Source organism: Mesorhizobium qingshengii (assembly GCF_027563465.1).
Classification (GTDB): Bacteria; Pseudomonadota; Alphaproteobacteria; order Rhizobiales; family Rhizobiaceae; genus Mesorhizobium; species Mesorhizobium qingshengii_A.
Genome location: NZ_JAPFQA010000025.1, coordinates 11,709 through 36,636, shown reverse-complemented (window position 1 = coordinate 36,636; position 24,928 = coordinate 11,709). Strand labels below are relative to the sequence as shown.

28 protein-coding genes are annotated in these 24,928 nt (G+C 61.0%); 21 read left to right on the top strand and 7 right to left on the bottom strand.

Going from position 1 to position 24,928, the window contains the following annotated elements:
* Nucleotides 1-2: 2 nt before the first annotated feature.
* Nucleotides 3-653, bottom strand: coding sequence for a transcriptional regulator BetI (gene betI, locus OOJ09_RS29625; RefSeq protein ID WP_269908606.1), 651 nt, complete (start codon nt 651-653; stop codon nt 3-5).
* Nucleotides 654-821: 168 nt separating this feature from the next.
* On the opposite strand from betI, the gene OOJ09_RS29620 reads away from it, so the two are divergent.
* From OOJ09_RS29620 to OOJ09_RS29605, 4 genes are all read left to right on the top strand, one after another.
* A complete protein-coding gene (locus OOJ09_RS29620; protein ID WP_269908605.1) occupies nt 822-1,847 on the top strand; it encodes an alcohol dehydrogenase catalytic domain-containing protein in 1,026 nt (341 codons plus the stop codon).
* Nucleotides 1,848-1,965: 118 nt separating this feature from the next.
* Nucleotides 1,966-2,898, top strand: a complete 933-nt coding sequence (locus OOJ09_RS29615; RefSeq protein ID WP_269908604.1) for a fatty acid desaturase family protein — start codon at nt 1,966-1,968, stop codon at nt 2,896-2,898.
* Nucleotides 2,895-3,218: a 2Fe-2S iron-sulfur cluster-binding protein gene (locus tag OOJ09_RS29610; protein ID WP_269908603.1), complete on the top strand. Its 324-nt coding sequence runs from the start codon at nt 2,895-2,897 to the stop codon at nt 3,216-3,218. Before OOJ09_RS29615 ends, OOJ09_RS29610 begins: the two co-directional genes overlap by 4 nt.
* Nucleotides 3,215-4,465 carry an NAD(P)/FAD-dependent oxidoreductase gene (locus OOJ09_RS29605; protein ID WP_269908602.1) on the top strand — a complete coding sequence of 417 codons (1,251 nt, stop codon included), beginning with the start codon at nt 3,215-3,217 and terminating at the stop codon, nt 4,463-4,465. Before OOJ09_RS29610 ends, OOJ09_RS29605 begins: the two co-directional genes overlap by 4 nt.
* 1,009 nt (nt 4,466-5,474) lie before the next feature.
* Here the strand turns inward: OOJ09_RS29605 and OOJ09_RS29595 are convergent.
* Nucleotides 5,475-6,191: a Crp/Fnr family transcriptional regulator gene (locus tag OOJ09_RS29595; RefSeq protein ID WP_269908601.1), complete on the bottom strand. Its 717-nt coding sequence runs from the start codon at nt 6,189-6,191 to the stop codon at nt 5,475-5,477.
* Nucleotides 6,192-6,314: 123 nt separating this feature from the next.
* On the opposite strand from OOJ09_RS29595, the gene OOJ09_RS29590 reads away from it, so the two are divergent.
* From OOJ09_RS29590 to OOJ09_RS29570, 5 genes are all read left to right on the top strand, one after another.
* Complete coding sequence (locus tag OOJ09_RS29590) at nt 6,315-6,920, top strand: DUF6448 family protein (RefSeq protein ID WP_269908600.1); 606 nt, start codon at nt 6,315-6,317, stop codon at nt 6,918-6,920.
* A 60-nt stretch (nt 6,921-6,980) separates the two neighbouring features.
* Nucleotides 6,981-7,430 (top strand): hemerythrin domain-containing protein, encoded by a 450-nt coding sequence (locus OOJ09_RS29585; protein ID WP_269908599.1) that lies wholly within the window; start codon nt 6,981-6,983, stop codon nt 7,428-7,430.
* A 393-nt stretch (nt 7,431-7,823) separates the two neighbouring features.
* Entirely contained in the window at nt 7,824-8,990 is a 1,167-nt protein-coding gene (locus OOJ09_RS29580; RefSeq protein ID WP_269908598.1) for an efflux RND transporter periplasmic adaptor subunit, read from the top strand.
* Nucleotides 8,987-10,123 (top strand): ABC transporter permease, encoded by a 1,137-nt coding sequence (locus OOJ09_RS29575; protein WP_269908597.1) that lies wholly within the window; start codon nt 8,987-8,989, stop codon nt 10,121-10,123. The genes OOJ09_RS29580 and OOJ09_RS29575 overlap by 4 nt, the downstream gene beginning before the upstream one ends.
* A 1-nt stretch (nt 10,124) precedes the next feature.
* A complete protein-coding gene (locus tag OOJ09_RS29570; RefSeq protein WP_269908596.1) occupies nt 10,125-10,829 on the top strand; it encodes an ABC transporter ATP-binding protein in 705 nt (234 codons plus the stop codon).
* 2 nt (nt 10,830-10,831) lie between these two features.
* On the opposite strand, the gene OOJ09_RS29565 is transcribed toward OOJ09_RS29570, so the two are convergent.
* The 4 genes from OOJ09_RS29565 to OOJ09_RS29550 all read right to left on the bottom strand — a co-directional run bounded on the left by OOJ09_RS29565 (nt 10,832) and on the right by OOJ09_RS29550 (nt 12,939).
* Nucleotides 10,832-10,975: a hypothetical protein gene (locus tag OOJ09_RS29565; RefSeq protein WP_269908595.1), complete on the bottom strand. Its 144-nt coding sequence runs from the start codon at nt 10,973-10,975 to the stop codon at nt 10,832-10,834.
* Between the two features lie 85 nt (nt 10,976-11,060).
* The gene (locus OOJ09_RS29560; protein ID WP_269908594.1) at nt 11,061-11,564 is read right to left on the bottom strand and encodes an RrF2 family transcriptional regulator; all 504 of its coding nucleotides are present in this window, start codon (nt 11,562-11,564) and stop codon (nt 11,061-11,063) included.
* 61 nt (nt 11,565-11,625) lie between these two features.
* Nucleotides 11,626-12,090 (bottom strand): group III truncated hemoglobin, encoded by a 465-nt coding sequence (locus tag OOJ09_RS29555; protein ID WP_269908593.1) that lies wholly within the window; start codon nt 12,088-12,090, stop codon nt 11,626-11,628.
* Between the two features lie 333 nt (nt 12,091-12,423).
* On the bottom strand, nt 12,424-12,939 hold the full coding sequence (locus tag OOJ09_RS29550) for a PTS sugar transporter subunit IIA (RefSeq protein ID WP_269908592.1): 516 nt from the start codon (nt 12,937-12,939) through the stop codon (nt 12,424-12,426).
* Nucleotides 12,940-13,587: 648 nt separating this feature from the next.
* Here OOJ09_RS29550 and OOJ09_RS32110 point away from each other — a divergent pair.
* From OOJ09_RS32110 to OOJ09_RS29510, 8 genes are all read left to right on the top strand, one after another.
* The gene (locus OOJ09_RS32110) at nt 13,588-13,968 is read left to right on the top strand and encodes a DUF5602 domain-containing protein (RefSeq protein ID WP_420107571.1); all 381 of its coding nucleotides are present in this window, start codon (nt 13,588-13,590) and stop codon (nt 13,966-13,968) included.
* A gap of 190 nt (nt 13,969-14,158) precedes the next feature.
* Nucleotides 14,159-14,446 carry a DUF6522 family protein gene (locus tag OOJ09_RS29540; RefSeq protein ID WP_269908590.1) on the top strand — a complete coding sequence of 96 codons (288 nt, stop codon included), beginning with the start codon at nt 14,159-14,161 and terminating at the stop codon, nt 14,444-14,446.
* A gap of 62 nt (nt 14,447-14,508) precedes the next feature.
* Complete coding sequence (locus OOJ09_RS29535; protein ID WP_420107570.1) at nt 14,509-15,309, top strand: succinate dehydrogenase iron-sulfur subunit; 801 nt, start codon at nt 14,509-14,511, stop codon at nt 15,307-15,309.
* Between the two features lie 8 nt (nt 15,310-15,317).
* Nucleotides 15,318-15,716, top strand: coding sequence for a succinate dehydrogenase, cytochrome b556 subunit (gene sdhC / locus OOJ09_RS29530; protein WP_269908588.1), 399 nt, complete (start codon nt 15,318-15,320; stop codon nt 15,714-15,716).
* 4 nt (nt 15,717-15,720) lie between these two features.
* Nucleotides 15,721-16,107: a succinate dehydrogenase, hydrophobic membrane anchor protein gene (gene sdhD, locus OOJ09_RS29525; RefSeq protein WP_269908587.1), complete on the top strand. Its 387-nt coding sequence runs from the start codon at nt 15,721-15,723 to the stop codon at nt 16,105-16,107.
* A 21-nt stretch (nt 16,108-16,128) separates the two neighbouring features.
* On the top strand, nt 16,129-16,569 hold the full coding sequence (locus tag OOJ09_RS29520) for a cyclic nucleotide-binding/CBS domain-containing protein (protein WP_269908586.1): 441 nt from the start codon (nt 16,129-16,131) through the stop codon (nt 16,567-16,569).
* A gap of 356 nt (nt 16,570-16,925) precedes the next feature.
* Nucleotides 16,926-18,089: a cytochrome P450 gene (locus tag OOJ09_RS29515; protein WP_269908585.1), complete on the top strand. Its 1,164-nt coding sequence runs from the start codon at nt 16,926-16,928 to the stop codon at nt 18,087-18,089.
* Nucleotides 18,090-18,551: 462 nt separating this feature from the next.
* Nucleotides 18,552-18,773: a DUF6455 family protein gene (locus OOJ09_RS29510; protein WP_333474501.1), complete on the top strand. Its 222-nt coding sequence runs from the start codon at nt 18,552-18,554 to the stop codon at nt 18,771-18,773.
* Between the two features lie 849 nt (nt 18,774-19,622).
* Here the strand turns inward: OOJ09_RS29510 and ric are convergent.
* Nucleotides 19,623-20,318: an iron-sulfur cluster repair di-iron protein gene (gene ric, locus OOJ09_RS29505; protein WP_269908583.1), complete on the bottom strand. Its 696-nt coding sequence runs from the start codon at nt 20,316-20,318 to the stop codon at nt 19,623-19,625.
* A gap of 585 nt (nt 20,319-20,903) precedes the next feature.
* On the opposite strand from ric, the gene OOJ09_RS29500 reads away from it, so the two are divergent.
* The 4 genes from OOJ09_RS29500 to OOJ09_RS29485 all read left to right on the top strand — a co-directional run bounded on the left by OOJ09_RS29500 (nt 20,904) and on the right by OOJ09_RS29485 (nt 24,882).
* Nucleotides 20,904-21,185 (top strand): DUF2249 domain-containing protein, encoded by a 282-nt coding sequence (locus OOJ09_RS29500; protein ID WP_269908582.1) that lies wholly within the window; start codon nt 20,904-20,906, stop codon nt 21,183-21,185.
* Nucleotides 21,186-21,302: 117 nt separating this feature from the next.
* A complete protein-coding gene (locus OOJ09_RS29495; RefSeq protein WP_269908581.1) occupies nt 21,303-21,773 on the top strand; it encodes a (2Fe-2S)-binding protein in 471 nt (156 codons plus the stop codon).
* Nucleotides 21,770-22,639 (top strand): FAD binding domain-containing protein, encoded by an 870-nt coding sequence (locus OOJ09_RS29490; RefSeq protein WP_269908580.1) that lies wholly within the window; start codon nt 21,770-21,772, stop codon nt 22,637-22,639. The genes OOJ09_RS29495 and OOJ09_RS29490 overlap by 4 nt, the downstream gene beginning before the upstream one ends.
* Nucleotides 22,636-24,882, top strand: a complete 2,247-nt coding sequence (locus OOJ09_RS29485; protein WP_269908579.1) for a xanthine dehydrogenase family protein molybdopterin-binding subunit — start codon at nt 22,636-22,638, stop codon at nt 24,880-24,882. The genes OOJ09_RS29490 and OOJ09_RS29485 overlap by 4 nt, the downstream gene beginning before the upstream one ends.
* Nucleotides 24,883-24,928: the final 46 nt, after the last annotated feature.

The window sequence follows — 24,928 nt, the reverse complement described above, 5'->3', positions numbered from 1 at the left end:
GGCTACAGCCGTGAGACCATCGCTGGAGGCGCGGTGTCGGGCAAGCGGTCCGTCGCTGTTTCGCCTGAAGTTGGCGTTGCCATCGCGAGCTCACATGTCAGCCATTGGAAGATTGGCGTCATGATCGCCTCGCGGTCCCATGTATCTTGCGTAAACGCGCATTTGAGCCAAGCCCCGTCGATCATCATTGCGATCCCCGACGCCACCGTTTCCGCCCGGCTCGCCGGCAGAAGCTTCTTCAAGTCGAACAGGAGATTGGTGCGAAGCCGGCGGCCGATCATGCGCAGGATGCGCCCGAAACGCTCGTCGAAGGCCGCCTCGCCGCAACATGCCGCCCACCCCTGCGCAACTTCCCGCGAGAAGACCGAAGGTGCAAAATTGCCCTCGATAACGGCGGTCAGCCGCTCGCGCGGCGTCCGCGACAGCTTGAGAAGCCGTAATACGTCGGCGGTGATGCGCTCGTTCGTCAGCCGCACCGCAGCTTCCAACAGGTCGTCCTTCGATTTGAAGTAGTGATGAACCAAGCCATGCGACATCCCGGCCCGTTCGCTGACACGCTGAATTGTCGTTCCCTTGAAGCCGTATTCTTGCAGCGTCAGAAATGCCGATTCCGCTAGCTCTCTTCGTCGGATCTCGCTGATTTTTTTACGCATTCAGGCTCCTGCAGCCGCACTGACGGGGCTGACGAGACACTATAGCAGCGGCTTGCAACCAACAAGCTGGTTGCGCCACCAGCATCGTCATTTCACAATGGGCAATGCTTGATTGTCATCCAATATAATGGTTGAACAACCAAAATTCATAGGGAAGGGGACTGCGCTATGACAAAGATGATGTGGGCCGCGCAATTGATGCGTCCAGGCGGCCCTCTGGAAGTCCGGCAGGTGCCGATGCCCGACCCGGGACCTAACGAGGTTCTGGTGAGCATAGAGGCTTCCGGCATCTGCCATACGGACCTTCACATTTGTCGTGCCGCCGATTTCCCCGCAGGTGCGCCGCAGCCTCTGACGCTCGGCCACGAGGGCATCGGCCGTGTCGTCAAGCAGGGGCCGGGGGCCACCACGCCCATCGGGACGCGGGTTGGCATTCCTTGGATACACAGCACCTGCGACCACTGCCGCCCATGCCTAACCGGTCATGAGTCCTTCTGTGCAAGCCAACTGGCCAATGGCTACACGGTCAACGGCACCCATGCCGAATACGCCGTCATGCCGGAACGATTTGCAGTCCGCATTCCTGAGCCCATCGCAAGCGCCGCGGCCGCTCCCCTGATGTGCGCCGGCGTTACCGCCTTCGGCGCAGTCCAACTCGCCGAGTTGGCGCCAGGCAAACGGTGCGTCGTCATCGGTTGCGGCGGCCTCGGGCAATACGCGATCCAGATCGCGCGCCTGTTCGGCGCGTCAGTGGTGGCGGTCGACATGACCCTCTCGAAACTGGAGCACGCGCGGGTGCTTGGAGCGCAAGAAACGCTTCTGGCGAACAGCCGGGCAGGGACCTTGATCCGCGCCGGCGGTGGAGCCGACGCGCTGATCAACTTCGCACCGTCACCGGGGATCTGGTCGATCGCGACCGAGGCAGCCAACACCCAAGCGACTATTGTCTCTGTCGCCATGGTCGAGGAACCTGTGCCGCTCAGCCTTGCCTGGCTCACGCACAATGGCGTCCGCATCACCGGGGCAAGCGTCGGCACGAGGCAGCAGGCGAATGATCTGACAGCCCTTGCCGCAGTTCACGCCATCACAATCCCGGTCGAGACGATCGGCCTTGCCGATGTGAACCGCGGGATGGACAGGCTGGCGCGCGGCGAAGTTCCAGGCCGGCTTGTCATCGACTTCGGCGCGATGTGATCGATTCGAAGATTGGACATTGAACCAACTTATTGGTTGACAATCCATTTTCTCCGGGTAGGCTAATTTTGCGGGCGATCACCTTGTTCTCAATGGATCGGCTGCGCCGGAACAAGCCGTGAGACTGGAGATCCGCATGCACACGCCAAGTCAGGGTCAATCGACTATCCGTGCTGAGATGGACATAGGACGGCGGTGCATCCCGCAGTTCGCGTGGCCGACTGTCATCCTTGGTGTGGCGCTCTACGCAGGTTTCGCCGCGGTCGTGGTCCTGGCCGTCGGCAAAATGATCCCGCTCTGGTTGGCGATCGTGCTGAATTCGATCTTCATCTATTCGTTCTATACGGTCGTCCACGAGGCGGTGCACGGGAACATCAGCTCGCGGATCAAGGGACGACGCTGGGTGGATGTTGTTGCGGGCACCGCCTGCTGCGCACCGTTGTGGCTGATGTTCGATCACCACAAGAAGTCGCACATGGTGCATCACTCGCACACCAACGAGGACGACGATCCCGATATCTACGCGCGCGGGAGCTTTCCCGGCTGGCTCTTGCATCGCTTGCCGATTTCGCTGTTGAGCTACTTCAACCCTTTCACGCTGCTCGCCGAGTGCCGCAAGTTCGGCTGTTCAAAGTCCGAAACCCGGCGCAGTGCAATCGCGTTCACGACTTATACGGCGCTGGCGCTCATCGTCATCGCTGGCGGTTACGGCTACGAGTTGCTGACGCTCTGGTTAGTGCCCTGGTGGATAGGCCAGACAGTCATGCTGACGTTGTTCACCTGGACACCGCACCATGACCACCATGAGACCAGTCGCTACCGTAACACGCGCGTGGCGATCTGGCCCGGAGCGGAACTGCTTCTGCTTGGGCAGAACATGCATCTGATCCATCACATGATGCCGGCAATTCCGTTCTACCGCTACCGCAAGACCTTCGACGACCTGCGCCCGATCCTTGAGCAGCACGACGTACGCATCGAAGGCTTCTGGCCAAAGACGCCGCAGCGGGACCTGTCGAACCTCGAACCGGTGTCGCGGATACCGCGATGACAAGGATCCGCTATGTCGAGCCGTGCGGTCGTGCGCGGGACGTCGAGGTGGACCAGGGATTGAGCGTCATGGAGGGGGCGATCCTCAACATGGTCCCCGGCATCGAGGCCGAATGCGGTGGCGCGTGTGTCTGCGCTACCTGCCACGTCTATGTCGACGAGGCATATGGCTCGACACTTTGCCCACCCAATGCGACCGAGCACGAAATGCTCGATACAGTCGCCAGCGAGCGTCGACCGACAAGTCGGCTGAGCTGCCAGATAAAGGTCGTGGCCGCCCTCGACGGCCTCACCGTTTACTTGCCAGAGAGACAGACGTGAGACCCCCGCGGACCATCTCCATCGTTGGGGGCGGCCATGCCGCAGCGCAAGTTGTGGCGAGTCTGCGGGAAGAGGGTTATGACGGCCGCCTCGTCCTCTTCAATGCCGAGCCGCAACTTCCTTACCATCGGCCGCCGCTGTCCAAGGACTTTTTGAAATCGGCCGAACCACAACTGAAGCTGATCCGATCGCAAGCGTTTTATCAAACCGCGGGCGTCGATCTTGCGATAGGCCGGTCCGTCACGGCGATTGACGCCGGCGCGCGACGGCTCGTGCTCGCGGGTGGGACGTCACACAGCTTCGATGCGGTGGTGCTTTGTACCGGTGCTCGACCTAGACGGCCCGCCCTTGAAGGCACCCATCTCCGGGGTGTGATGTCCCTGCGCAATGCCGAGGATGCCCTCGGCATCCGGTCGCGGATCGCCGCCGGCAGCTCCGTCGTGATCCTCGGAGGCGGCTTTATCGGGCTGGAGATAAGCGCGGTCCTGTCCGAACTAGGGCTGTCCGTCACAATCGTGGAGGCTGCCGATCGCGTCCTTGCGCCTGCGGTTGCGCCCGAAATTGGCCGATTCCTCGAACACCTGCAACGCAGTTGGGGCGTCGACATCCGCCTGAACAGCGGGGCCAACCGTCTCCTTGGGAGCGATGCGGTCGAGGCCGTTGAACTCGCAGATGGCGAAATCCTGCCCGCCGAAATGGTGATCGTTGCAGCGGGCTGCGATCCTAACGTCGACCTGGCAGTTGCCGCGGGCCTCGCATGCGCGGACGGCGTTCTGGTGGACCGTTCAATGCGCACCAGCCGCCTCGGCATCCTCGCTGCCGGAGATTGCGTCCGTGGCCCTCGGGCGGGCATCGCCGACCCGATCCGGCTTGGATCGGTTCAATCGGCAATGGAGCAGGCGCGCATCGCCGCCCGCACCGTGGTCGCAAAGGCCACGCCCGATCAAGCCGTGCCATGGTTCTGGTCCGATCAACGCGGCACCAAGCTGCTGATGGCGGGACTTGCTGCGGGCGCTACCCGCGAAGTGGTTCGAGGCAATGTCGAAGAAGGGCGTTTTTCGGTCTTCCTTTTCAAGGATGAGCATCTTGCGGCGATCCATTCGGTGAATGCCGCCAGCGACCATATGGCAGCCCGTCGGGCCCTGGCGGCGAACCTTCTGATAACGCCCGACCAGGTCCGGGACCCGGCATTCGATCTTCAGGCCTGGAGCCAGGGAGACAGGGACGGTGGGCGGTCAATCCAGTAAGGAGCCCGCTTTCGCGGCTCCTGCCATTTTTGCGAACATTGCCGGCCATGTCTGGAGGGCTGGCCCTGAGCGCGATTGGCGCGTCTTACCTTGCGGAAATGTGAGCGGCTGATGATCTTTTCTTGCGCTGCTGCATACACCATAGGGCCTGTATCAAGTTCTGGATCGCATTTCCCGGTCTGCTTTCGATTTTGGTCGTCGTGAGCATACTCGTCGCGCCGATGGTGACACCGCCCGCTGCGGCGACGATGGCTGTCGATCCTGTGGCGGCAATGGCGCACATGGCCTCCATGCCGGACATGCCGCCCGGACCAGAGCCAGCCCGACGCAGCCCGCTAGAGATGGAAGGTGCTATTCCTTGGCTTCAACACCAAGACAGTTGCCCCGCTCAACCTTGTTGCCGATGCGATCCGGTAGCTCCTGGTAACGGCCGTCGACGACGACGCTTTTCCATTAGCGGCCCATGCGACGTTCGTCGACCTGGACCGACACCAATGGGTTCTCCCGCATCCAGTCGATCTTCCTGCCGGGCATTGGCATTGTAGATCGGAACCAGATAGGGCTGACCGTCCCTCGCACATGGAAATGGGGCCAACGATTTTTTAGCCAACAACGTCGTGCATTCCGGCGCCGACAGTGTTTGGACTATCATCGTTCGACTCCTGGTCTCTCAGTCTTTAGATCATTTTCCGAAGCGATGAGATAGACTGCGGTGCCCGTCAAATCTTCTAGATCAAGCTAAATAAGGCCTTACGAAACGAAATCAAACGGGAGCTGAACGGCCCGACATAGTCACCCCAACATCGACCTCAACGCGAGACCAATAGATCAGATCTCGGCCGGCGGGAGGGTTTCTGGATTTTCTTGCAAGATGCAGGCGTTCCACGAGCAACCTGCAGCCTCGGCCTGGACGGTCGACGATCGAGGTCGAGCTGGCAGGCCATGCACGAGACGACGCGACTGATTGTCCGAAACAGACTGGACAGCCAGGGAAGCTCGAGGAAAATCCTCATCCGACACCGGCATGCCCAACGCCTCCGGCCCAAGCCTTCAGCTTCGAGACGTCGCGGACACAGACACGGCTTCGCTGGAGCGAGATGGCGCCGTCTCGCTCCAGTTGCTTGAGCGCGCGCTGCGCGACCTCCCGCACAGAGCCGACCATCGAGGCGATCTCCTGATGCGTTATCTGCTCGCATGCGGTCTCGGCACTTTCGATAATATGCCCGTGATGGCCTACGCATCCCAGCAGCAAACGGGCGACTCGAGCGGTAACGTCGCGTAGCGCGAGATCCTCGACCATTGATCCAAGGGATCTCTGGCGGGAGGATAGAATCTTCAGTGCCGCCCGCGCGACCTCGGGATGTTGGTCAAGGAGCCGTATCATGTCGCTCTTTGGCAGGAAGCCGAGAAAAGCAGCGCCTACGGAGACGGCACCGAAAGGATTCGGACCGCCGTCAAAAACCGCAATCTCATTGAAGGTGGCTCCGGGGCCAAGGATCCCAAGCACCTGATCGCGGCCCTCCGCAGCGCTTTTGATGAGCCGGATTTGCCCCTCGACTACCAAGAATAGGCCTGTGCACGGCTCTCCTTCAACAAGAACCTGCCTGCCAGCCCCGATGCGCTGTGGACGCATGATCCCCGCGATCCGGGACAGAACGTGCTTGTCCAGACCGAGAAAGATGGGCGCCCGCTCGATGGCTGCACTCAGATCCTGCATTCCTGCCATCTGAAATTCACTCCTGCTCGGTGACGTTCGAAAAATCCATCCTGTGCGACTTACGTCGCTGAACGCGACTGGGCTCAGACCATATGTTCGGGGAAATCGTGAACTGAATAAGGAGACTAGACCATGATCAGGATCAAACTGCTTACAGCCACCACCCTCGCGGCCGGACTGCTGTTCGGGACACAGAGTGCATTTGCCCATTGTGATTCCATCGATGGGCCGGTGGCGCAGGCGGCTCTCAAGGCGCTCGACACCGGCAATGTCGGGCTGATCCTGCCCTATGCACCAGCAACGGCCGAGGCAGAGATCGAAGCGCACTTCGGACAGGCGCTGAAGATCCGAGGGCTCGGATCAGAAGCGAAAGGGTTTGCCGACAGGGCATTCATGGAAACGGCGGTTCGTTTGCACCGCGCCGGAGAAGGCGCCGCTTATACCGGCCTGAAACCGGTGGGTATGGATTTCGGGCCCGTGATTCCCGTGGCCGAGAAGGCGATTGCGAGTGGCGACCTGGATAAGGTGAGGAACATTCTGGTGGAGGAGCTACAGCATGGCCTGAATGCCCGGTTCGACCACGTTTTGCACACGAGGACCTCGGCGTTAGAACCGAAGAACCCTGCCGAAGTGGCCGCCGCGCGCGAGCGCGTCAGCGCCGAGCTAGGGTTTGTGACATTCGCCGAAGGTATGCGTCAGGCGGCAGCCGGGGCTCCGGGACACGAACACAGGGAATGACTACAATCAGAAGAAAAGGGGCGCGCTTGCGGGCGCGTCCTTGTAAAGGAGGACAGTGAAATGCTGGCCGAAATCCCCACGACGCTGAAGATCGAGCACGACGAACTGCATGCGGAACTGGTCAAGGCGACCAAGGCGGGCGGCCGCACGGGCGAGGCGGCAAATGCCGTCGCCCGCGTTCTGCACGACCATTTTGTGAAGGAAGAGGACTACGCGCTTCCGCCGTTGGGTATCCTGAAAAAGCTAGCGCACGGCACCGTTCAACCGGAGATGGCGGAGGTGCTCCAGATGACCGACCGGCTGGAGGCCGAACTCGGCACCATGCTCGCCGAACATGAGAGCATTGTCGCCGAGCTTGGGAAGTTGAAAGACGCCGCGAGCGTCGAAGGACGCCCGGATGTGGTTCGGTTCGCCGAGAAGCTGATGCTGCATGCCCGAACCGAGGAGGAGGTCCTCTATCCCGCGGCGATCCTCATCGGCCGCTATCTGAAGCTGATGCTTGCCGGGTGAACTGAGACTAGGGACTCTCCTCGGATTGTCCCGACGTGCCCGACCCAGGTGCCGTAGCTCGAACCCGGGGCCGACAGTCGCGGTGAACTGTTCATCTCAATCCATGCAGTTCCACTGGCCAGGAGGATGCATCTTGACCTTGATGGCGACGATGCGCGTCTGGTCCAATTGCCGCATTGCGGGTGATGCGGTCCCGCTGAAACGGCGGTCGTGATTTGTCGCAGATCAAAGACCTAGCCTCGCCTGACGGATATGAGGGCAAGGTGCGGGTAGCTGGCTTGGTAGCGACCGGTATTGCGGTTTTCTCACGCGCCTTCCGCTTGCGCTTTTTTGCCCTGTTGAGACCTGCCTGAGGCATGCAATATGCAAGGAAATCGAACAGCGGCAGCAACCTTGTTGCGCAGACCCGCGATTCTGTACCCGCTCGTCGCGGCCCTAATTATTTTGGCCGGCTTTGGAGCGTATGCCTTCTACAACAACCGCCCGGTCGCCGTTGAGGTTGTGGCGGAGGAGCACGATGTCCCCGTCCGTGTCTTCGGGCTTGGCACTGTCGAGGCCCGGATCCGTTCCGATATCGGCTTCGAGGTCGGCGCGACCCTGGTGGAGCTGAAGGCCGACGAGGGTGATCGCGTCAAACAGGGCGACCTGCTTGCAAGCCTGACGCTGGGCGAGCAACAGGCAAAGTTGGAGAAGGCCAAGGCCGCCTTGCTCGTCGCCGACGCTACCGTCGAAAAGGCGAATGCCAACTTGGGAAAGACGCGAGCCATCCTGGCGCAAAAGAAGGACGCAAATGCACGCAGACAGGCGCTTGCCGGGCAGAGCGTGGTGTCTCGGCAGTCCGCGGAGGAGGCGCTTCGGGATGAGGCCGTCGCTGAAGCCGATGTCGCCGTAGCTTCGAGCGAAGTCGACGTCGCGCAAGCGCAGCTTGCCGATGCGGGCGCCCAACTGCGGTTCGAGGAAACCATGCTGCGTCACCGCAGGCTGATTGCGCCCTTCGATGCCATAGTCGTTAGCCGCCACAAGGAGATTGGCACCGTGGTTAAAGCCGGTGATCCGATCTTCACGCTGATAGCCGCCGACACCTACTGGGGCCTTGCCCATGTCGACGAAGCGCGCGCTGGCTTCATCGAGGAAGGTCAGCGCGTGGACGCGCGGCTGCGCTCGCGTCCCCAGGACGCCTTCACGGGACGCGTGGTCCGCATAGGGCTTGAAAGCGACAGGGTAACCGAGGAACGGCGCGTCTTCATCAAGGGGGACAACCCGCCGCCGCGAGTCTATCTCGGGGAGCAGGTCGAGTTCTGGATTACGGTTGCGAAGATCGACGCGGCTCTGCTCGTACCCGAGGCCGCCGTGCAAGGTTTCGACGGCCGGCAGGGCACTGTCTGGACGGTCGAATCTGGGCGTCTGCGGTCCCGCGTCGTCAGCTTCGGCCATCGGACTGAGGATGCAAGACTGGAGATCGTCGCTGGACTTCCTCAAGGCGCCAGTGTCGTCGCGCGGATCGCAAGTGGCTTTCGGGAAGGCCGTTCTGCGCGCGTGGCGGAGGCAGTTGGAAATTGAACCTCGCTTATCGCGATATCCGGCACGGTCTTGGCCGGTTCCTGCTTACCTGCGTCGGGCTCGGCCTCCTTCTCGGCGTGGTCCTCGCAATGATTGGCATATATAGGGGCCTTGTCGTCGAGGCGCTCACCATCGCACGCGCGCCAGCTGTCGATCTTTGGGTTGTCGAAGCCAACACACGCGGTCCGTTCGCCGAGGCCTCCCGTATACCAGCCGACACACGCGAGGCGATCGCCCGGATTGCCGGCGTGGTCGCCGCCGGCAGCATCACCTACCAGACCGTCGAAGCCGAATACCAGGACCGAAAGCTCAGGCTCTACGTTATCGGCTATGAGCCGACGCGTCCGGGCGGTCCACCCGAGATCGAGGAAGGACATGCGATCGCTCGCAGCCATTTCGAGATGGTCGCCGACCGCTCCTCAGGGCTTGTGCTGAAGGATCGAGTTCGGCTCGGACGTGACACCTTCACCGTCATCGGATCGACCCGCCAGCAAGTCAGTTCCGGCGGCGATCCGGTGGTCTACATAACTTTGCAGGACGCGCAAAAACTCCAGTTCGACCTTGCCCCGCCCGCAGCCCGCATACAGATGGCGCGCGGCGGCACAGGAAGCAGCGGCCGCGATACCGTCAACGCCGTCGTGGCCCGCCTCCACCCCAACGCGTCACCCGATGCCGTGGCCGAGACGGTACAGCGGTGGAAGCATCTGGCGGCGGTGACGCAGGAGGAACAGGAACTGATCTTGACGCGTTCGCTAGTCGATCGGGCGCGCCGGCAGATCGGTCTTTTCACATCGCTTCTGCTCGCAGTCTCCGCAGTCATCATAGCGCTCATCATCTACACGATGACGATGGAGAAGCTTAAGCAGATCGCAACCCTGAAGCTCATCGGGGCACCGGACCGAACCATCATCGGCATGATCGTGCAGCAGGCGCTGGCCCTCGGTTTGATCGGGTTTGCAATCGGCGCCACGCTCATCGCCAGCATCAAGGACTATTTCCCCCGTCGGGTGGTCCTCGAGCCTGACAACGTCCTGGCACTCGGCGTGATCGTCGTCGTTGTCTGTCTGCTGGCCAGCGCACTCGGCGTTCGCGCGGCCCTCAGGATAGATCCCGCCACGGCGCTCGGAGGTTAGCGTGCCGGACGAGAAAGCAACCCAGCCCCCACTCGTCCGGCTAAGGAACCTGTCGAAGCACTTTGGCGAGGGGGAAACACGCGTCGATGCGTTGCGCGATGTATCACTCGACGTCCAAGCAGGCGAAGTCATTGCCCTGCTGGGACCCTCGGGATCCGGCAAGACGACCCTGCTCAATATCATCGGCTGCATCCTCGACCCGTCCTCGGGCACGATGGAACTGGACGGCGAACTGGTGCTAAGGGATGGCCGCTGGGTTCGACCAAACCTGAGGCGCCTGCGGCTCGACAAGATCGGTTTCATCTTCCAGTTCCACAATCTGATGCCCTTTCTCGACGCGACCGACAACGTGGCCCTGGTTCTGCAATTGGCTGGGGCCGACTCGCGTGAGGCCAGGTTGCGGGCGCTGGAGCTGCTCGACTATCTCGAAGTAGGGAACCGTCGGCGTTCAATGCCAGCACAACTCTCTGGCGGCGAAGCGCAGCGTGTTGCGATCGCCCGGGCCCTCGCCAATCAGCCGCGCATCATTCTGGCAGATGAGCCGACCGCGGCGCTCGATTCGAAGCGGGCCGGCATCGTCATGGATCTTCTGCGCAAAGTGGCCGTCGAACGCGACGCCGCAATCATCGCCGTCACCCATGATGAGAAGATCTTTGACCGCTTTGACAAGATTTTCAACCTTCGGGACGGAAGACTAGATGTTTGATCTTAGACGAACATCATGACGACGATCGCGCCGATGACGATCAGGACAAGGCTGCCGATCAGCATCGGCAACAGACTGTTGTCGGGGTCGATACCAGACTCAAACTGCCTTGCTATCGGCTTGTCGCTCTTCTTTGGTTCGGCCATGGCTCGTCTCCGTGCGAGAAGAATCGGCAGGCGTCGTATAAGGGGCAACGCCTGCGTAGGTGACTGTGACGGCACCGCTCCGTCCTCAAATTGTTCCGGCGGCGAGATGGGGCGCCTCGTCGGCCCCCCTACCATCGCCTCCCGCCAGGCCGGAAGGTTGGGGTGGTGGCAGCCTGCCGAGGAAATCCTGGGGCGTTAGTGTGACGTCGGCCAGCGTGTAACGGTCAAGGATGCTCTGGAAGGAGGCCATCGCTTCGCCAAACATGCTCGAAAGCTTGCAGGAGTGGGTGAGCACGCATTGGTTTCCGGTGGCAAAGCACTCTACAACCGCGAAATCCGGCTCCGTCAGCCGTATGACATCGGCGATCCGGATCATCTCGGGCCGGAGCCCTAGAACAAGGCCGCCGGAACGGCCCCGGATTGCTTTCAGGTAGCCGCTACGCGTCAGGGTATTGGCGACCTTGTTGAGGTGTGTTTTCGACACCCCGAAAGTGCGTGCAGTCTCCTCGATCGTGATCAGGCGGTCACCAGCTGAGGCCGCGTACATCAGCATCCTCAACGCATAGTCCGAGAAGTTGGTCAGCCTCACGGGCGGTTCCTTCCTTGGATCGGCGTGCTGCTATGGGAACCTCTTGCAAACCAATTCGGCCTCACAGGTCTTTCTCGGCAATCGGCTCGATGCCAATCGTGGTCTCGCCACGGTTGAAGGCGACCGCAAGACGAAAGCTGTGAGCGATGCGCAGCGCGCGGTCCATGAAAAGCGCCGCCACCTCGGGCGGGCAGATGCGGCGCACCGTGGCGCGAAACAATTTCAACCAACGCTGGAAATGCACCTCGCCAAGGCCGGCTATCGTCAGATGTGGCGGCAGGGGCCGCCCTTCATATCGGGTCGTTCGCAGAAGTGTCGCGGACCAGAAGTCACACATCTTTGCCAGATGACGCGGCCACTCGTCGGGCTGTATCTTCTGGTGGAAGATGGGGCCGAGAAGCGCATCGCGGCGAATTTCATCATAGAAGCCGTGAACCACACCATGGATCATGGTCTCGTCAAGCACGTCCGGCAACGGGACGCCGTCCAGGACGATGGTGCTCTTGCTGCGGCGGTTTCCGCTCATATGCGCGCTTCCATCTCGGCAAGGACAAGGGGGCTTTTGGCATCGTCGCCAAGCACAATCCAAGCTTGGCTTGGACTCGGATAAGCATCCCAACTAAAACACACATTGTCAATCTATGTTTTAGGAAGTGGCGATCATGAAGTGGTTGCACTGGCAGGCTTTCTGCTGAACCGCACTTTGCTGAAGGCCGGGACTTTCGGAGTGCCTGGCCAAAGCGTCGGCAGGTTGGGAATCCGTATGGCGCACATGTGTAGGCAGATCGTCGTGCGTTGAGGAAGCTTGGACCGAAGCCGAGGTCACGGTCAACACGATGACGGCGTCGTCTGCCGGCGACTAGTGGGGTCCAGGCATGACAATGCGAAGCTCGGCCTGGCAAGCGTGCAAATTGGCGGAGATGGCCGGATGATTGTCAGCATCGAGTATCGCCATCACCTCACCGGTCGACAGTGCCTGTCGCAATCCCTCTCGAGTTCCAGGCGCCCGAAGCAGCCGGCAGACCTGTGAAAGAGCGGGAAGGAAGGCGGGAACGGCGGAGCGAGGCCAGAGCAACGTGTAGACGATATCGACGGGATCGTCGTCTGGTCCGCCGAAATCGACAGGCGCAGCGAGCCGTGTGAATGACGCGACAGGCGAAGAGATCCTATCGAACAAAGCATGTGGGACCGCCACCCCGCGGCCGATGCCGGTCGAACCGAGGCACTCGCGGTGCCAAAGACCGCGGAAGACCATCTGCTCGTCCAGCCCGGATCTCCGTGCACTCCTGACGGCGATCCTCGACAAGGCCGAATGCTTTCCCTTTGTAGCGAGGTCGAGCGAAATGTCTTCTTCAGAGCTGAGGTGGGGGATCATCATGGTCGCCTCTAAGCTGATCCATACGCGATTGCGAACGAGCGCTCAGCCTCATTGCCCAAGCAAGGCAATGTTCACTTTGGACTGAACTGGGATCTGGCTGCCCCGGATGCGCAAAACCAGAGTCTTTCCGCACCCGGGCTAGAGGCCTGCTTTGAGGCGCTGCGGCTCCCGTCGGAAATGGCGCGTTGAACTGTTCATGGCAATTCAGATGTAGTGAAAGGTTTTTCGAAATCAAGCAAACATCGCGGGGCAGGGAACTCCGGCACTACCGCGAATTGTGAAGGTTGAGACGAACAAAAGGCAGCCGTGACGGAACGTGCAACCCGGCTTGCCTTGTGGCGGATTGCTGGCAAACGACATCCTGCCAACGCGCGTCTCCGAACCCGTCCAATGGGTTCGGGACAAGGATTCATCGGTCTCGAACCGGATCCAGAAGATACCGAACAAGACGCACGGCCATGCAGAAATAATGCATTGAATTACCAGTTAATTTCGTTTGACGAAAATGGCTGTCTCCGCCTTGTTAAACCCGAACAAACCGCGACAGCCATGAAGCGTGCCTCTTCCCATGTTCGGTCGCTGCGGCCTCTGCTTGAACAAGGAGTTGTCGTGAGGAAAAAACTCGCCCTCGCTCTTGTCGTGACAATGGCCAGTTCGGTTTGCGCCATGGCGGCGGCCGACGTGGCCAAATCGCCGCTGGCGGCGCCTTACCAACAGGTAAGCAAGCTGGTGAAGCTGCCTGACTTTCTGCCGGGCATGGGCCAGCTCTTCGTCGATCCCGCGACGCTGCCGGCCGGTCCGTTCCTTGCTTATGATCACGATGGCAAGCTTGTCAGCACCATTTACATGCTGCCGATCAAGGATCTCAACCCGGACACGCGTTTTGACAACCTCGCGGCACCGGGCGGAAACGTCGACCATGTCGACGTCTACTACAATGCCGGCCACCCAGGCGTCGACGTCCCGCATGCCCACGTCGTGCTGTGGCATGTCCCGGTCGCCGACCAAGCGCGGGTCGCCAAATGACACGCACGCGTCGTGAGATCCTGGGCACGGGCGGCGGGCTTGCCGCCTTCCTTTCCCTATTCCCATTGGCCGCGTGGGCCAGCGCGGTGGTGGACATCAGGATGCAAGGCCGCGCCGACGGCTCGCAAGCCGGCGGCGATCCCGACCAGCGTTGGTCGAGCCAAAGGAACAGGACAACCGTGTTTTGCCGATGACGATCAAATTGGAAGACGACGAAGTGGAGGTCGATGCCGCCATCATTGGCAAGGGGCTTGATGTTGCCCCTACGGTCGTCCAGTCTTTAATTCGCGAAGGCAGGATAACCAGCAGGCATGAGCGCGGAGAAGGCGCAGATGCCAGCCGGGTACGGCTGACGTTCTTTTTAGGCAACCGTCGGTTCTGTGTCATTGTCGACGAAACCGGCCGGATCATCCAGCGATCTGCCGTCGATTTTGGCGATCGTGCTCTGCCCGGGGCACTTCGAAGGCCAAGCGGATGAACGAGGACAAAACAAGTCATTTCCTCATCGAATCCTCGGACCAACTCCCCCTGGTGACGGTGTTGAAACGGTTTCCGCTGCCCAGAAAACTCGGCGTCGGGAAAGAATCTCGGATAGAAAAAGGAAAACGCTGGCCTGTGCCAATCGCGACCGCATCGCGTGTCAAGACATTCGAGATCTACCGCTACGATCCCGACTCCGGCGACAATCCGGCCCTAGACATTTTTGAAATCGATCTCGACGACTGCGGCCCGATGGTTCTGGACGCCCTCATCTGGATCAAGAACAAGGTCGACCCGACCCTGACGTTTCGCCGCTCATGCCGCGAAGGCGTGTGTGGCTCCTGTGCGATGAACATCGACGGCACGAACTGGCTGGCATGCACACGATTCATAGCGGATACGGACAAGCCAGCAACGATCTATCCCTTGAGCAATATGAGGATCATCAAGGATCTGGTTCCAGATCTCACACATGTGTTTGCTCAATACAGCCTCATCGAACCCTGGCTGCATTCCACGGCGCCTGTGCCGGAGAAGGAGCGGCTTCAGTCGCCCGACGAAAGGGCCGAGCTTGACGGTTACTATGAGTGCATTCTCTGCTTCTGCTGCACGTCGGGATGCCCCAGTCATTGGTGGAACGGCGCTCGCTTCCTTGGCCCTGCCGCGCTGCTGCATGCCTACCGCTGGCTCATTGATAGCCGCGACGAGGCGACTGGCGAACGGCTCGACAATCTGGAGGATCCTTTCCGGCTCTACCGATGCCACACGATCCTCAACTGTACACGCACATGTCCCAAGGGACTGAATCCTGGCAAGGCCATCGCCGAGATCAAGAAAATGATCGTCAAGCGGACAGGTTGAGGGAAAAGATGAATTCGCCAACCCGCCACACGCGGCCGCTTTCGCCCAACATTCAAATCTACCGACCGCAGCTTACCTCGGTTCTCTCGATCGCCAATCGCGTCACCGGCATCGTCCTGAGCGCTTTCGCGGTCTTCCTGGTGATCTGGCTCTCTGTTGCCGCCGCCAGTCCGCAGGCATTCGCCACGGTTCAAAGCGTCATGGGATCCTGGATCGGACAACTCTTGATGATAGCCGGCGTGTTTTCCTTCTTCATGCATCTCAGCGGCGGTATCCGGCATTTGTTCTGGGACGCAGGATATGGTTTTCAACTTCGCACGATCTATGCGTCCGGGTGGGCAGTGGTCATAGCAAGCCTTTTGCTTACGGGTGCAACATGGGTGCTCAGCATCTACATGGCAGGGTAACAAGGTGCACAAGCAGGACAGGCGCTCACTGCTAAGCCGCGCGACCGGGCTCGGCTCAGCCAGGAAAGGCGTCGGCCATTGGTGGGCCGAGCGCGTGACGGCTATTGCCCTGGTTCCCCTGACAATATGGTTCCTGGCGTCTGTCGTCGCCCTCACCGGCAGTGACCGTGCTGGCGTCGTCACCTGGCTCAGGACACCGTCCGCCGCGATCTGCATGGTGCTGCTGCTGGTGGCACTGTTTTATCACATGGCGCTCGGACTTCAGGTTGTAATCGAGGACTACGTTCATTCGGGAGCGAGGTTTGCGGTGTTGATAGCGATACGCTTGGCCTGTTTCGCACTGGCCGGAACGGGCATCCTCGTCACGTTGCGTATCTCCGTCGGCGGTTGAAAGACGGGAAAGGACGAACAGATGCTCGTGGACAGGGTCCTGGCCGTGACCCGCAAGAGGCTCGTCACTGTCGAATATGATGCTCCAATGCTTGAAGCAGCCCAGCTGCTTGCTGGCTCCCAGGACCTGGTCGTGGTTTGCGGCCCCGATGGACTCTTGAAAGGCGTGATTACGAAAACGGATATCGTAAGGCAGATAGGTCATTGTCGGGGCTCCACCTGCCAAACCGCAATATCGTCGGTGATGACCCGGGATGTCGCAATCTGCCGGCCGACAGACTGGTTGCACGACGTTTGGTCGATCATGAAGGAGCACCGGCTGAAAAACATTCCCGTCACCGATGCGGCGTCTCGGCCGATCGGAGTGCTCAATGCGCGAGATGCGCTAGAGGCCCTCATGCTGGAGGTGGAACAAGAGGAGATGCTTTTGCGCGATTATGTGATGTGTGTTGGCTATCGCTGATGGGCGCGTGATCGCGAAACCAGGCAGCTTGATGCTGTCATCGAATAGCCTGACGGCTGGTGCCGTTGATTGCTCGCTCGTGTCATCCCAGCGTAACCACAAGTTCATGAAAGCGCGCGTCGTCGATCAACCCGACCCCGGAGGAACGCTGAGCCAGCAATACCCCATCCAACCGAGCGGAGCCCCGCGGGACAAGCCGTTCGGGTTTTCGGCCTTTATTAGCGCGCGGGCGAAACGGCGACGGAGTTTGATCTCTGTCAAATACCTTCCGACCGCTCTGGTTTAGCAGAACCTGCATTTGGAACTGTGTTCTGTGCCCGTGGCTTGCGGTGCAGGCAAGTTTTCTGGGTATTGCCATGAACTCGACGCAAGACAAGCCGCAACCGGATTGGGATCCCCGATCCGACCAAGTCCTTTCCAACCAGATCAAGGCCTATGACGCCATGCGTCACGGTTGCCCGGTGGCGTATAGCGACTATCTCGGCTGGTCGCTGTTCCGGCATGAGGACGTGGTGCAGGCGCTGGACGATCACCATACGTTCAGCAGCGTCGTTTCCAGCCATCTGTCAGTGCCAAGCGGCATGGACCCGCCCCAGCACACGGCGTACCGGTCGCTAATCGAGCGCCATTTCGAACCCGCGCGAGTGCAAGGTTTCGAACCGCTTTGCCGGACGATCTCAGCCAATCTCGTGTCCGGCCTGGAAAGGGGCGTGGAAATCGATCTGGTGACGCAGCTTGCCCAGCTATTCGCAGTGCATATCCAGTGCGCTTTTCTCGGCTGGCCTGCAGGTCTGCATGAGCCGTTGCTTCAGTGGGTCCGCAAAAACCATGAGGCCACCTTGGCCAGAGACACGAATGCAATGTCTGCCATCGCGCTCGAGTTCGACGGCTATATCAGCGAATTGCTGGAAGCGCGGCGTGCGGCCGGTGCGGCCGCGCCAGATGACATCACGACGAATCTGCTCCGGCAAAAGATCGGGGACAGGCCGCTGAACCACGAGGAGATCGTAAGCATCCTGCGTAACTGGACCGTCGGCGAACTCGGCACGATAACCGCGTGTGTGGGGATTTTGGGCCACTATGTTGCGGAAAACCCGCAAGTGCAGCAGCAGCTTCGAGAGAATTTGCACGTGCTGCCCGCAGCCATCGACGAGATATTGCGGATACACGCACCGCTTATTTCCAACCGGCGTGTGACGACCAGGCCGGTGGAAATCGGCGGACGCAGGATTGCAGCCGGCGAGCGGATCACTCTCATGTGGGCGTCGGCCGACCGCGACGAAGCGGTCTTTGGCAACTCCGACGAATTCCGCCTCGATCGCAATGCTGCGCAAAATCTCCTCTACGGCGGCGGAATCCATGTCTGTCCGGGGGCGCTTCTGGCCCGACTGGAGCTACGCGTCCTCATGGAGGAATTGCTGAAGCCGACCCAGGAAATCGCGCTGGTGCCGGGCCGGCAGCCGGCAATCGCGAGCTATCCGGCGAGCGGCTTTTCCCTGCTGCCCGTACAGATATCGTAGTTCCGGATCGGCAGAGCTTGGCCAACAGGCGTGGCGCGAGGACCGTAGCCACGGCGGTTCCTTTATCGGCGGGAGTCTGCCAACCGCCGACGCGCCGTCGATTCCCTCTCGACAGAGTGCACGTTGTTGGGAGTGATCAGGCACCGTAGCATCGCTCTTATTTCTTTTGGCGCTGCCGTACGGGCATGTCGCATTGCGTCGGGGGCGGCGGCGTAGCCTGGAGGCTGCCTTTGACGCGGCAGATGGGCCATCGCTTCCACATCAAAGACAGGCGCTAAAGACATCTCGGATGAGGGCGGCGGCGCCGGCTCTCGCGAGCGCGGCGAAGCGACACATCGAGCGGCCGGCCATTCGCGGATAGAGTGAAAAAGACAGCGGTCACTCTGGCAGAGGGAGATCGTCATGCGGTCTGGACAACGGAATTGGTCGCAGTCTGAGAGAGTCTGGCGGCAGTTCGAGTTCATGGATCTCGTCATGGAGCAGATAGAGGTCAATCCGCTCGTGGCGGCCCGCAAATGCGGCGGAACAGCGATGGCGGGCGCGCGAAACGTCTGCCTAGGATGCGCTTTCCAGCACGAATGCCGCGATTGGCTGGAGCGTGGCGGCGATCTTGCCGGCCTTGCCGAGTTCTGCTCGAATGCCGGGTTCTTCATGGAATGCAAGCGAAGCGGGCAATCGGCCTGATCGTGGTCGTCGTGCAACCGCATGAATCAAGGGCGGTTGAGGCCTCCTACAGCTTGCGTTCTGTAGCATCGACGCAGCCGGCAAGTTCGGTGAATTTGCTCTCAATGCGGCCAAGAGAACCATCGATCGAAGTCTGAAGATTGGCAAAACCGCCGCCTAGGGCGTGGGCCGCCTCGATGTCCGATATGCCCGCGGGTCACGGCCGTGTCTCACGGGCAGCCATTCGCGATTGGCCCCCAAAGACTCAAGCTGATCAGAGGAAGGACTCGACCTTCCATTCCGCTGGAAGACGTAGGGATTAAAACATCGGGCCGGACGACAGATGGCCGGGCCCTGCCTGCTGTCACAAAGAATTCATTGGATGCGACACCGACGGCATCGAGGCGTTGCATGACACACGTTCATCACAAAGAGCACATCGTTGAATCAGCGGGGCAGCAGCATCCAGCAGGCCACGGTAAGTCCGCTTTCGACCACGCCGGAAACCATTCAGGGTACGATCACGGCGAGATGGAAACCGACTACCGGCGAAGGTTCTGGATCTCGCTTGTCCTGACCCGCCCGTCCTGCTGCTGTCTCCAATGATCCAGCATTGGTTCGGCATCCAGGGCAGCCTGGATCTCCCCGAAGCGAGTTTCTGCTGTTCGCCCTTTCGACCGTCTTGTATGGCTATGGCGGTTGGCCTTTCCTGGCGGGTTTCTCCTTTGGCCCATAAGCTCGGCGTTGTCGTCGGAGTCCGGGTCAGTCGATCTCGATGCTTTTTTCGCCGCTGCCTTCCGGTGCCGGGCCGGTGTTTCGCGACCCGGCATCCAAGCGGATGCTTCGTAGAACGACCTCGACGTTGGGTGGCTATGCACGGCTGTCCGTTGCCGCAAACCGCGGGAACAGGATGTTGTTCTCTAGGTGGATGTGCTCCATCAGGTCCTCGGCAAGCTGGGCCGTGCCGACGTACAGCGCCTGCCATGAACGGCAGGCGCCGTCGGGCGTGACGAAGTCGTCGGTGAGGCTTTCAAGGAGCCTGAGCCAGGTGACCTGCTCGTCGTGCTCCTGGCGCAGCTCGGAAATCGGTTTATCGAATTTGCCTTTGGCCCACTGCCGCATTGCCGGAAACAGAATAGCCTCTTCGCTGGCCATGTGCCGTTCCAGGTCTCGTTGTATCTGCTGCAACGCATCGGAAAGTCCGGCCGGCACATTCGAATGCCCGCGATGCACCGCCTCAACCTTTCGCGACAGGGCGATGAGCTCGGGCAGGGCGCGGCGATGCGCCTCGTGATAGCAGGCTTCGATGTGGCCGATCAGTTCCTCGCTGTCCATAGCCGCCGGCGCGGCTGTCTCCCCGGCACCGGTACCGAGCGCCTCCAACGCGCGCTCAAGTTCGCGGGGATCGGCCCCACGCCGGTGCGCGGCGCCATCAAGGGTGAGATCGCCGTTGCAGCAGAAGTCGATCTTGAATTTGCGGAAAACGGCGGTGGCGCCAGGCAGGGTAGCGGCCAGGTCACCGACAGTGCGTTCCCACAGTTCTGGACCTCGGAATTGGGTGTTCATGACGATGCTCCATGCATTTTAAACACAACGGCTTTGAAACTCGGAGCGGCCTCATTCGAGACAACGCATCGTCATGAGACGAACCGGTGCCGACCGTCGGAACCATGACTTGCCCAGATAGAGGTCCGAAGTCTTTGCGCAGGAACAAAGAGAATGAAAATGCCTTTCCTTGAAGGCGCAGGCCGAACCTCACGTCTTATGCCGCGTTCCGGATATGCCGCATGCCCGATAGGAACGTTGCCAAGAATATTCAAGACTGCGCGCTCCGTTCATCTATGGCGACGGCTGCTGTTTGTCCTGCAATTGCCGAGCGATCATGGTAGGGCAACCCAGTACCAGCACGTTGATGTACAGAAAGGGTTGTGGAGATAGAGCGACGCGGGATCCCCTTGGAGGCATAAGACAGTCCGTGCGGTTCTTTGCCAAACGCCAACGGCGGCAATCCTCGCATTGCTCAGAGTTTCTCGGAATTGTTTGCGTTTCGACAAATAGGCTGGCTGCTGGCGGGATAGATTCTGCCGCCGGGATCGACCATTGCCGCTCTCCTCGGCGCCAACCCTTCCGGCGGCCGGAAATTCAACAGACATGGCAGACGCAGAACGCGCAGCAGCGATACCCTTGATCGACGTGCGGACCATCCCGCCGGTGGATCGCCACCCCCGGATCTTCGGAGTGGCGACCGCACTGGCCGAGGGCTCTTCCTTCATCATCGTCAACGATCACGACCCGCGGCCCCTGCACCTTCAAATCGAGGCCAGATACCCCGGCTTGTTTTCCTGGGAATACCTCGAGCGGGGGCCGGATATATGGCGCGTCGAAATCAGCAGACTGCAATCGTCTGGCTGCGACTGTTGCAGCGGCAGCTGATGTCCAGCGCAACGCCCAGCGGCCCTTCGCCGGCATTCTTGTTCATCACCGACCGGCCAGGTCGCCGGCGTCGAGGTCAAACCTTCGAAACATCAAAGGCGAGGAGGGGGTCTCGCCATGAGAATGTCGCTTAAGGTTAACGGTGCGGCGGTCGAGACAGAGGTTTCGCCGATCTCGCGATTGAGCGGGTTTCTGCGCGATGTCCTTGGCCTGACGGGTGTCAAGGAAGGCTGTTGCGAAGGCGAGTGTGGCGCCTGCACGGTGTTGCTGGATGACGAGCCGGTCAATTCCTGCCTGATGTTGGCCTTTCAAGTCGCAGGGTGCGAAATTGTCACCATTGAGGGCCTCTGTCGGAACGGCATCAGCGATCTGCAACAGGCCTTCCTGGAGATGGGTGCGGTGCAGTGCGGATATTGCACGCCGGGGATGGTTCTGGCAGCTGAGGGGCTCTTGCGTGCAAATCCCAATCCAGGCGAAGCCGAAATCCGGCATGCATTGGCAGGCAATATCTGTCGCTGCACGGGGTTTGAAACCATCGTGCGGGCCGTCGCTGCCGAGGCTGCCGCGCGCCAACGGGCAGGGCGATGACCGCGCTTGCGGTCGTCGCGCCTGTCGATATTGCCGCGTTGCGGGCGACGCTTGCGGCGGAGGCAGGGCCGGTGCGTTTCATCGCCGGAGGGACGGACATGCTGATCGCGGGCCGGCCGCTCGCTGGAACCGGACTGCTGGTTGATCTCGCGCGCGTGGCAGGCATGGCCTTCATATCCACTGATGACGCGGATGTCCGCATCGGGGGCGCCACCACTGTCGCAGCGCTTGCCGCGGATTGCGGGCTGCGAGCAAGGATTCCGGCGCTTTGCGAGGCTGCCGGACAATGCGGGTCTGTCCAGATCCGCAACCGGGCCACCATCGGTGGCAACATCGCCAATGCCGCCCCAGCCGCCGACTTGATGCCCGTGTTGGCCGCCGCGGGAACGCGACTGGCATTGCTCAAAAACGATGGGACACAATACGAGGCCGCGCTGTGTGAATACCTTCCGGACTCCGGTCATCTGATCATGGAAGTGATCCTGCCAGGAAACGCCCTTCTGCCGTGCAGTGCCTTCGTCAAGCTCGGACCCCGGCGAGACTTGACTATCTCGCGCCTCAATCTTGCCATGCTCGCCGAGTTTCAGAATTCCCACTTCGGCACCGTGCGGATCGCTGCCGGCGCGCTCGGCCCTGTTCCTCTCCGCATGCATCTCGCAGACGCCGCACTCGGGGGCCGAAAACTGGAGCCCGCCACACTGCGCGAATTCTTGTCGGCATTGGCCACCGAGGTTGACGCAGCCATTCCGGGTCGGAACTCGCAGATTTACAAGCGCCGCGCAGTCGCAGGGTTGGGACTCGACCTGATTGCGCAGGCTGTGGGGTTGAGCCCGCGTGACCGGCTCTTCGAGGAAGCGGTGGAATGAACCAGATTTCCCGTCGCGTGCCGCTCGTAGACGGCGTGGCAAAAGTCACGGGCGCATTGCGCTTCACGGCCGATTTGGATGTCGAAGGATTGCTGCACTGCGCGCTCGTTTTCAGCCCGCATCCGCATGCCCGCGTTGCCTCTATCGATGCCGCATCCGCGTTGGCGGTCAAGGGTGTACACGCTGTATTCTGGCATGAAAACACGCCCGCACGCTACTACAACAGCTCGATCTGGTTCGCCGGGCAGGAGGCGTTGGCGGACGAGCGAATGTTCGCTCCGATAGTGCGTCATGTCGGCGACCGGGTCGCAGCGGTGGTGGCGGACACCGAGGAGATCGCGCGCCTTGCGGCAAAGCTGGTTGCGGTCGAGTATGTGAGTCTTCCCGCCATATTTGACCCGGAAGCCGCACTCCTCCATGCCGGACTCGCGATGCGGGAAGACGGCACGCCCACTTTCATGAATCCCGTGGCCTATGAGAGCTTTGTTCGTGGCGACACCGAGGCCGGATTTGCTGCTGCAGAGCTGGTGGTGGAAACGCACATTACCACTCCACGCAGCCACCATTGTGCCGTTGAACCCCACGCCTGCATCGCCAAGCCCGAACCCGATGGCCGCATCGGGATCCTGTCACCATGTCAGAGTGTTTTTGCCGTTCAGGCGGTCGTCGTTCAGGCGTTGGGAGTGCCGCAAGAGCAGATACGCGTGACGAAGACTCCCATAGGCGGGTCATTCGGCGGCAAGGCCGAGCCGATCCTCGATCCGTTGTGCGCATTCTTTGCGCTGGCGCTGGGGCGGCCAGTGATGATCCGGTACGACCGCCACGAAACCTTTACCGCAACCCGCACGCGGTCGAGTGTCATGGGTCGGATGCGGCTCGGACTGAGTTCCGACGGCCGTATCCTGGCGCGCGAGACCGAGACGCTGGTGGACTTCGGCGCCTATTGCACGGGGGGCGACTACCTCCCCAGCTCAATGCTGCAACGGCTTGTTCGGCTTTATGACGTTCCGGCCGAGCGCTACAGGGGCCGCGCGGTCTACACCAACACTGTCCCCGCGGGCGCTTTTCGCGGCTATGGATCCCCGCAGATCCACACGGTGGCCGAGATCACTCTGGATATAGCCGCACGGCGGCTGGGCATCGATCCAGTGGCGATGCGCCTGAGGAATCTCGTCGGTCCGGGCGCAATTGAACCTTGGCAGGGGCTCGATGTCGGCAACGCACGCGGCAGAGAATGCCTTGTGCGTGGGGCCGATGCCTTCGAATGGGAGGCGCGCAGACAGATGGGTACGGGTCGAGGGCGGTGGCGACGGGGAATTGGCGTCGCCTCGGCCACTCATATCAACGGCTGCTATCCCGGTTTCCACGAGGAGACGACTGCGACATTGAAACTTCTACCCGACGGGCGGGCGGAACTCGTCTGCGCGCTCCACGATCTCGGCTGTGGAGCCGACACGACACTTGCGCAGATCGCGGGTGAAACATTGGGTCTTAGGGCTTGCGACATTGCCATCGTTCCAGCCGATACCGATACCTGCCCTTATGATCTCGGCACCCGGGCCAGTCGCATGACCTATATATGCGGCGAAGCGATCCGACGTGCAGGGGTTGCGCTCGCAGAAGCGATCCGGGCCGCGGCAGTGCTGGAGTTAAATACGGAAGCCGCTGGCTTACGGTTGGAAGCGGGCGCAGTGCGTCGCCAGGACGGCTCGGGACTGGCGCTTTCGGATCTCGCCGACCGCCTTGTCGCCCGCGGCGTGGAACTGCCGGCGGCAACCGAAACCTACCGAGCCCAAGCCAATCCAGGCTCATATGCCGCGCATTTTGCGGAAGTGGAGGTCGACAGGCTGACAGGTTGCGTGCGCGTGACGGACTATCTCGCGGCTCATGACGTCGGCCGGGCGATCAACCCGATGCTGGTGGAGGGTCAAATCCACGGTGGAATTCAGATCGGAATTGGCTACGCGCTCTATGAGGATGTTGCGCTCGACCGCATCACTGGCGTGATGCGTGGCAACAGTTTCAGCCGCTACACTTTGGCCAACGCATCAGAGATGCCACCAATGCGGGTCGTGCTGATCGAAGAGGGTGAGCCGACCGGCCCGTTCGGTGCCAAAGCCGTGGGCGAGATCGCGACGATCCCGGTGGCGGCGGCGGTGGTCAACGCTGTCAACGATGCGCTGGCCACCGAACTTACGCATCTGCCTCTTGTACCTGAACGCATTCTTGCCGCGCTCGGCTGACGAGCCAGGTGCATACTTCAGTCAGACATCGCCGGGTCCGCGACAA

What these genes read in the sequence shown, in the direction of transcription:
- betI (WP_269908606.1), bottom strand. Translation starts at nt 653, where the DNA reads ATGCGTAAAAAAATCAGCGAGATCCGACGAAGAGAGCTAGCGGAATCG.
- OOJ09_RS29620 (WP_269908605.1), top strand. Translation starts at nt 822, where the DNA reads ATGACAAAGATGATGTGGGCCGCGCAATTGATGCGTCCAGGCGGCCCT.
- OOJ09_RS29610 (WP_269908603.1), top strand. Translation starts at nt 2,895, where the DNA reads ATGACAAGGATCCGCTATGTCGAGCCGTGCGGTCGTGCGCGGGACGTC.
- OOJ09_RS29595 (WP_269908601.1), bottom strand. Translation starts at nt 6,191, where the DNA reads ATGGCAGGAATGCAGGATCTGAGTGCAGCCATCGAGCGGGCGCCCATC.
- OOJ09_RS29590 (WP_269908600.1), top strand. Translation starts at nt 6,315, where the DNA reads ATGATCAGGATCAAACTGCTTACAGCCACCACCCTCGCGGCCGGACTG.
- OOJ09_RS29585 (WP_269908599.1), top strand. Translation starts at nt 6,981, where the DNA reads ATGCTGGCCGAAATCCCCACGACGCTGAAGATCGAGCACGACGAACTG.
- OOJ09_RS29565 (WP_269908595.1), bottom strand. Translation starts at nt 10,975, where the DNA reads ATGGCCGAACCAAAGAAGAGCGACAAGCCGATAGCAAGGCAGTTTGAG.
- OOJ09_RS29555 (WP_269908593.1), bottom strand. Translation starts at nt 12,090, where the DNA reads ATGAGCGGAAACCGCCGCAGCAAGAGCACCATCGTCCTGGACGGCGTC.
- OOJ09_RS29550 (WP_269908592.1), bottom strand. Translation starts at nt 12,939, where the DNA reads ATGATCCCCCACCTCAGCTCTGAAGAAGACATTTCGCTCGACCTCGCT.
- OOJ09_RS32110 (WP_420107571.1), top strand. Translation starts at nt 13,588, where the DNA reads ATGGCCAGTTCGGTTTGCGCCATGGCGGCGGCCGACGTGGCCAAATCG.
- OOJ09_RS29540 (WP_269908590.1), top strand. Translation starts at nt 14,159, where the DNA reads ATGACGATCAAATTGGAAGACGACGAAGTGGAGGTCGATGCCGCCATC.
- sdhC (WP_269908588.1), top strand. Translation starts at nt 15,318, where the DNA reads ATGAATTCGCCAACCCGCCACACGCGGCCGCTTTCGCCCAACATTCAA.
- OOJ09_RS29520 (WP_269908586.1), top strand. Translation starts at nt 16,129, where the DNA reads ATGCTCGTGGACAGGGTCCTGGCCGTGACCCGCAAGAGGCTCGTCACT.
- OOJ09_RS29515 (WP_269908585.1), top strand. Translation starts at nt 16,926, where the DNA reads ATGAACTCGACGCAAGACAAGCCGCAACCGGATTGGGATCCCCGATCC.
- OOJ09_RS29510 (WP_333474501.1), top strand. Translation starts at nt 18,552, where the DNA reads ATGGATCTCGTCATGGAGCAGATAGAGGTCAATCCGCTCGTGGCGGCC.
- ric (WP_269908583.1), bottom strand. Translation starts at nt 20,318, where the DNA reads ATGAACACCCAATTCCGAGGTCCAGAACTGTGGGAACGCACTGTCGGT.
- OOJ09_RS29500 (WP_269908582.1), top strand. Translation starts at nt 20,904, where the DNA reads ATGGCAGACGCAGAACGCGCAGCAGCGATACCCTTGATCGACGTGCGG.
- OOJ09_RS29495 (WP_269908581.1), top strand. Translation starts at nt 21,303, where the DNA reads ATGAGAATGTCGCTTAAGGTTAACGGTGCGGCGGTCGAGACAGAGGTT.
- OOJ09_RS29490 (WP_269908580.1), top strand. Translation starts at nt 21,770, where the DNA reads ATGACCGCGCTTGCGGTCGTCGCGCCTGTCGATATTGCCGCGTTGCGG.
- OOJ09_RS29485 (WP_269908579.1), top strand. Translation starts at nt 22,636, where the DNA reads ATGAACCAGATTTCCCGTCGCGTGCCGCTCGTAGACGGCGTGGCAAAA.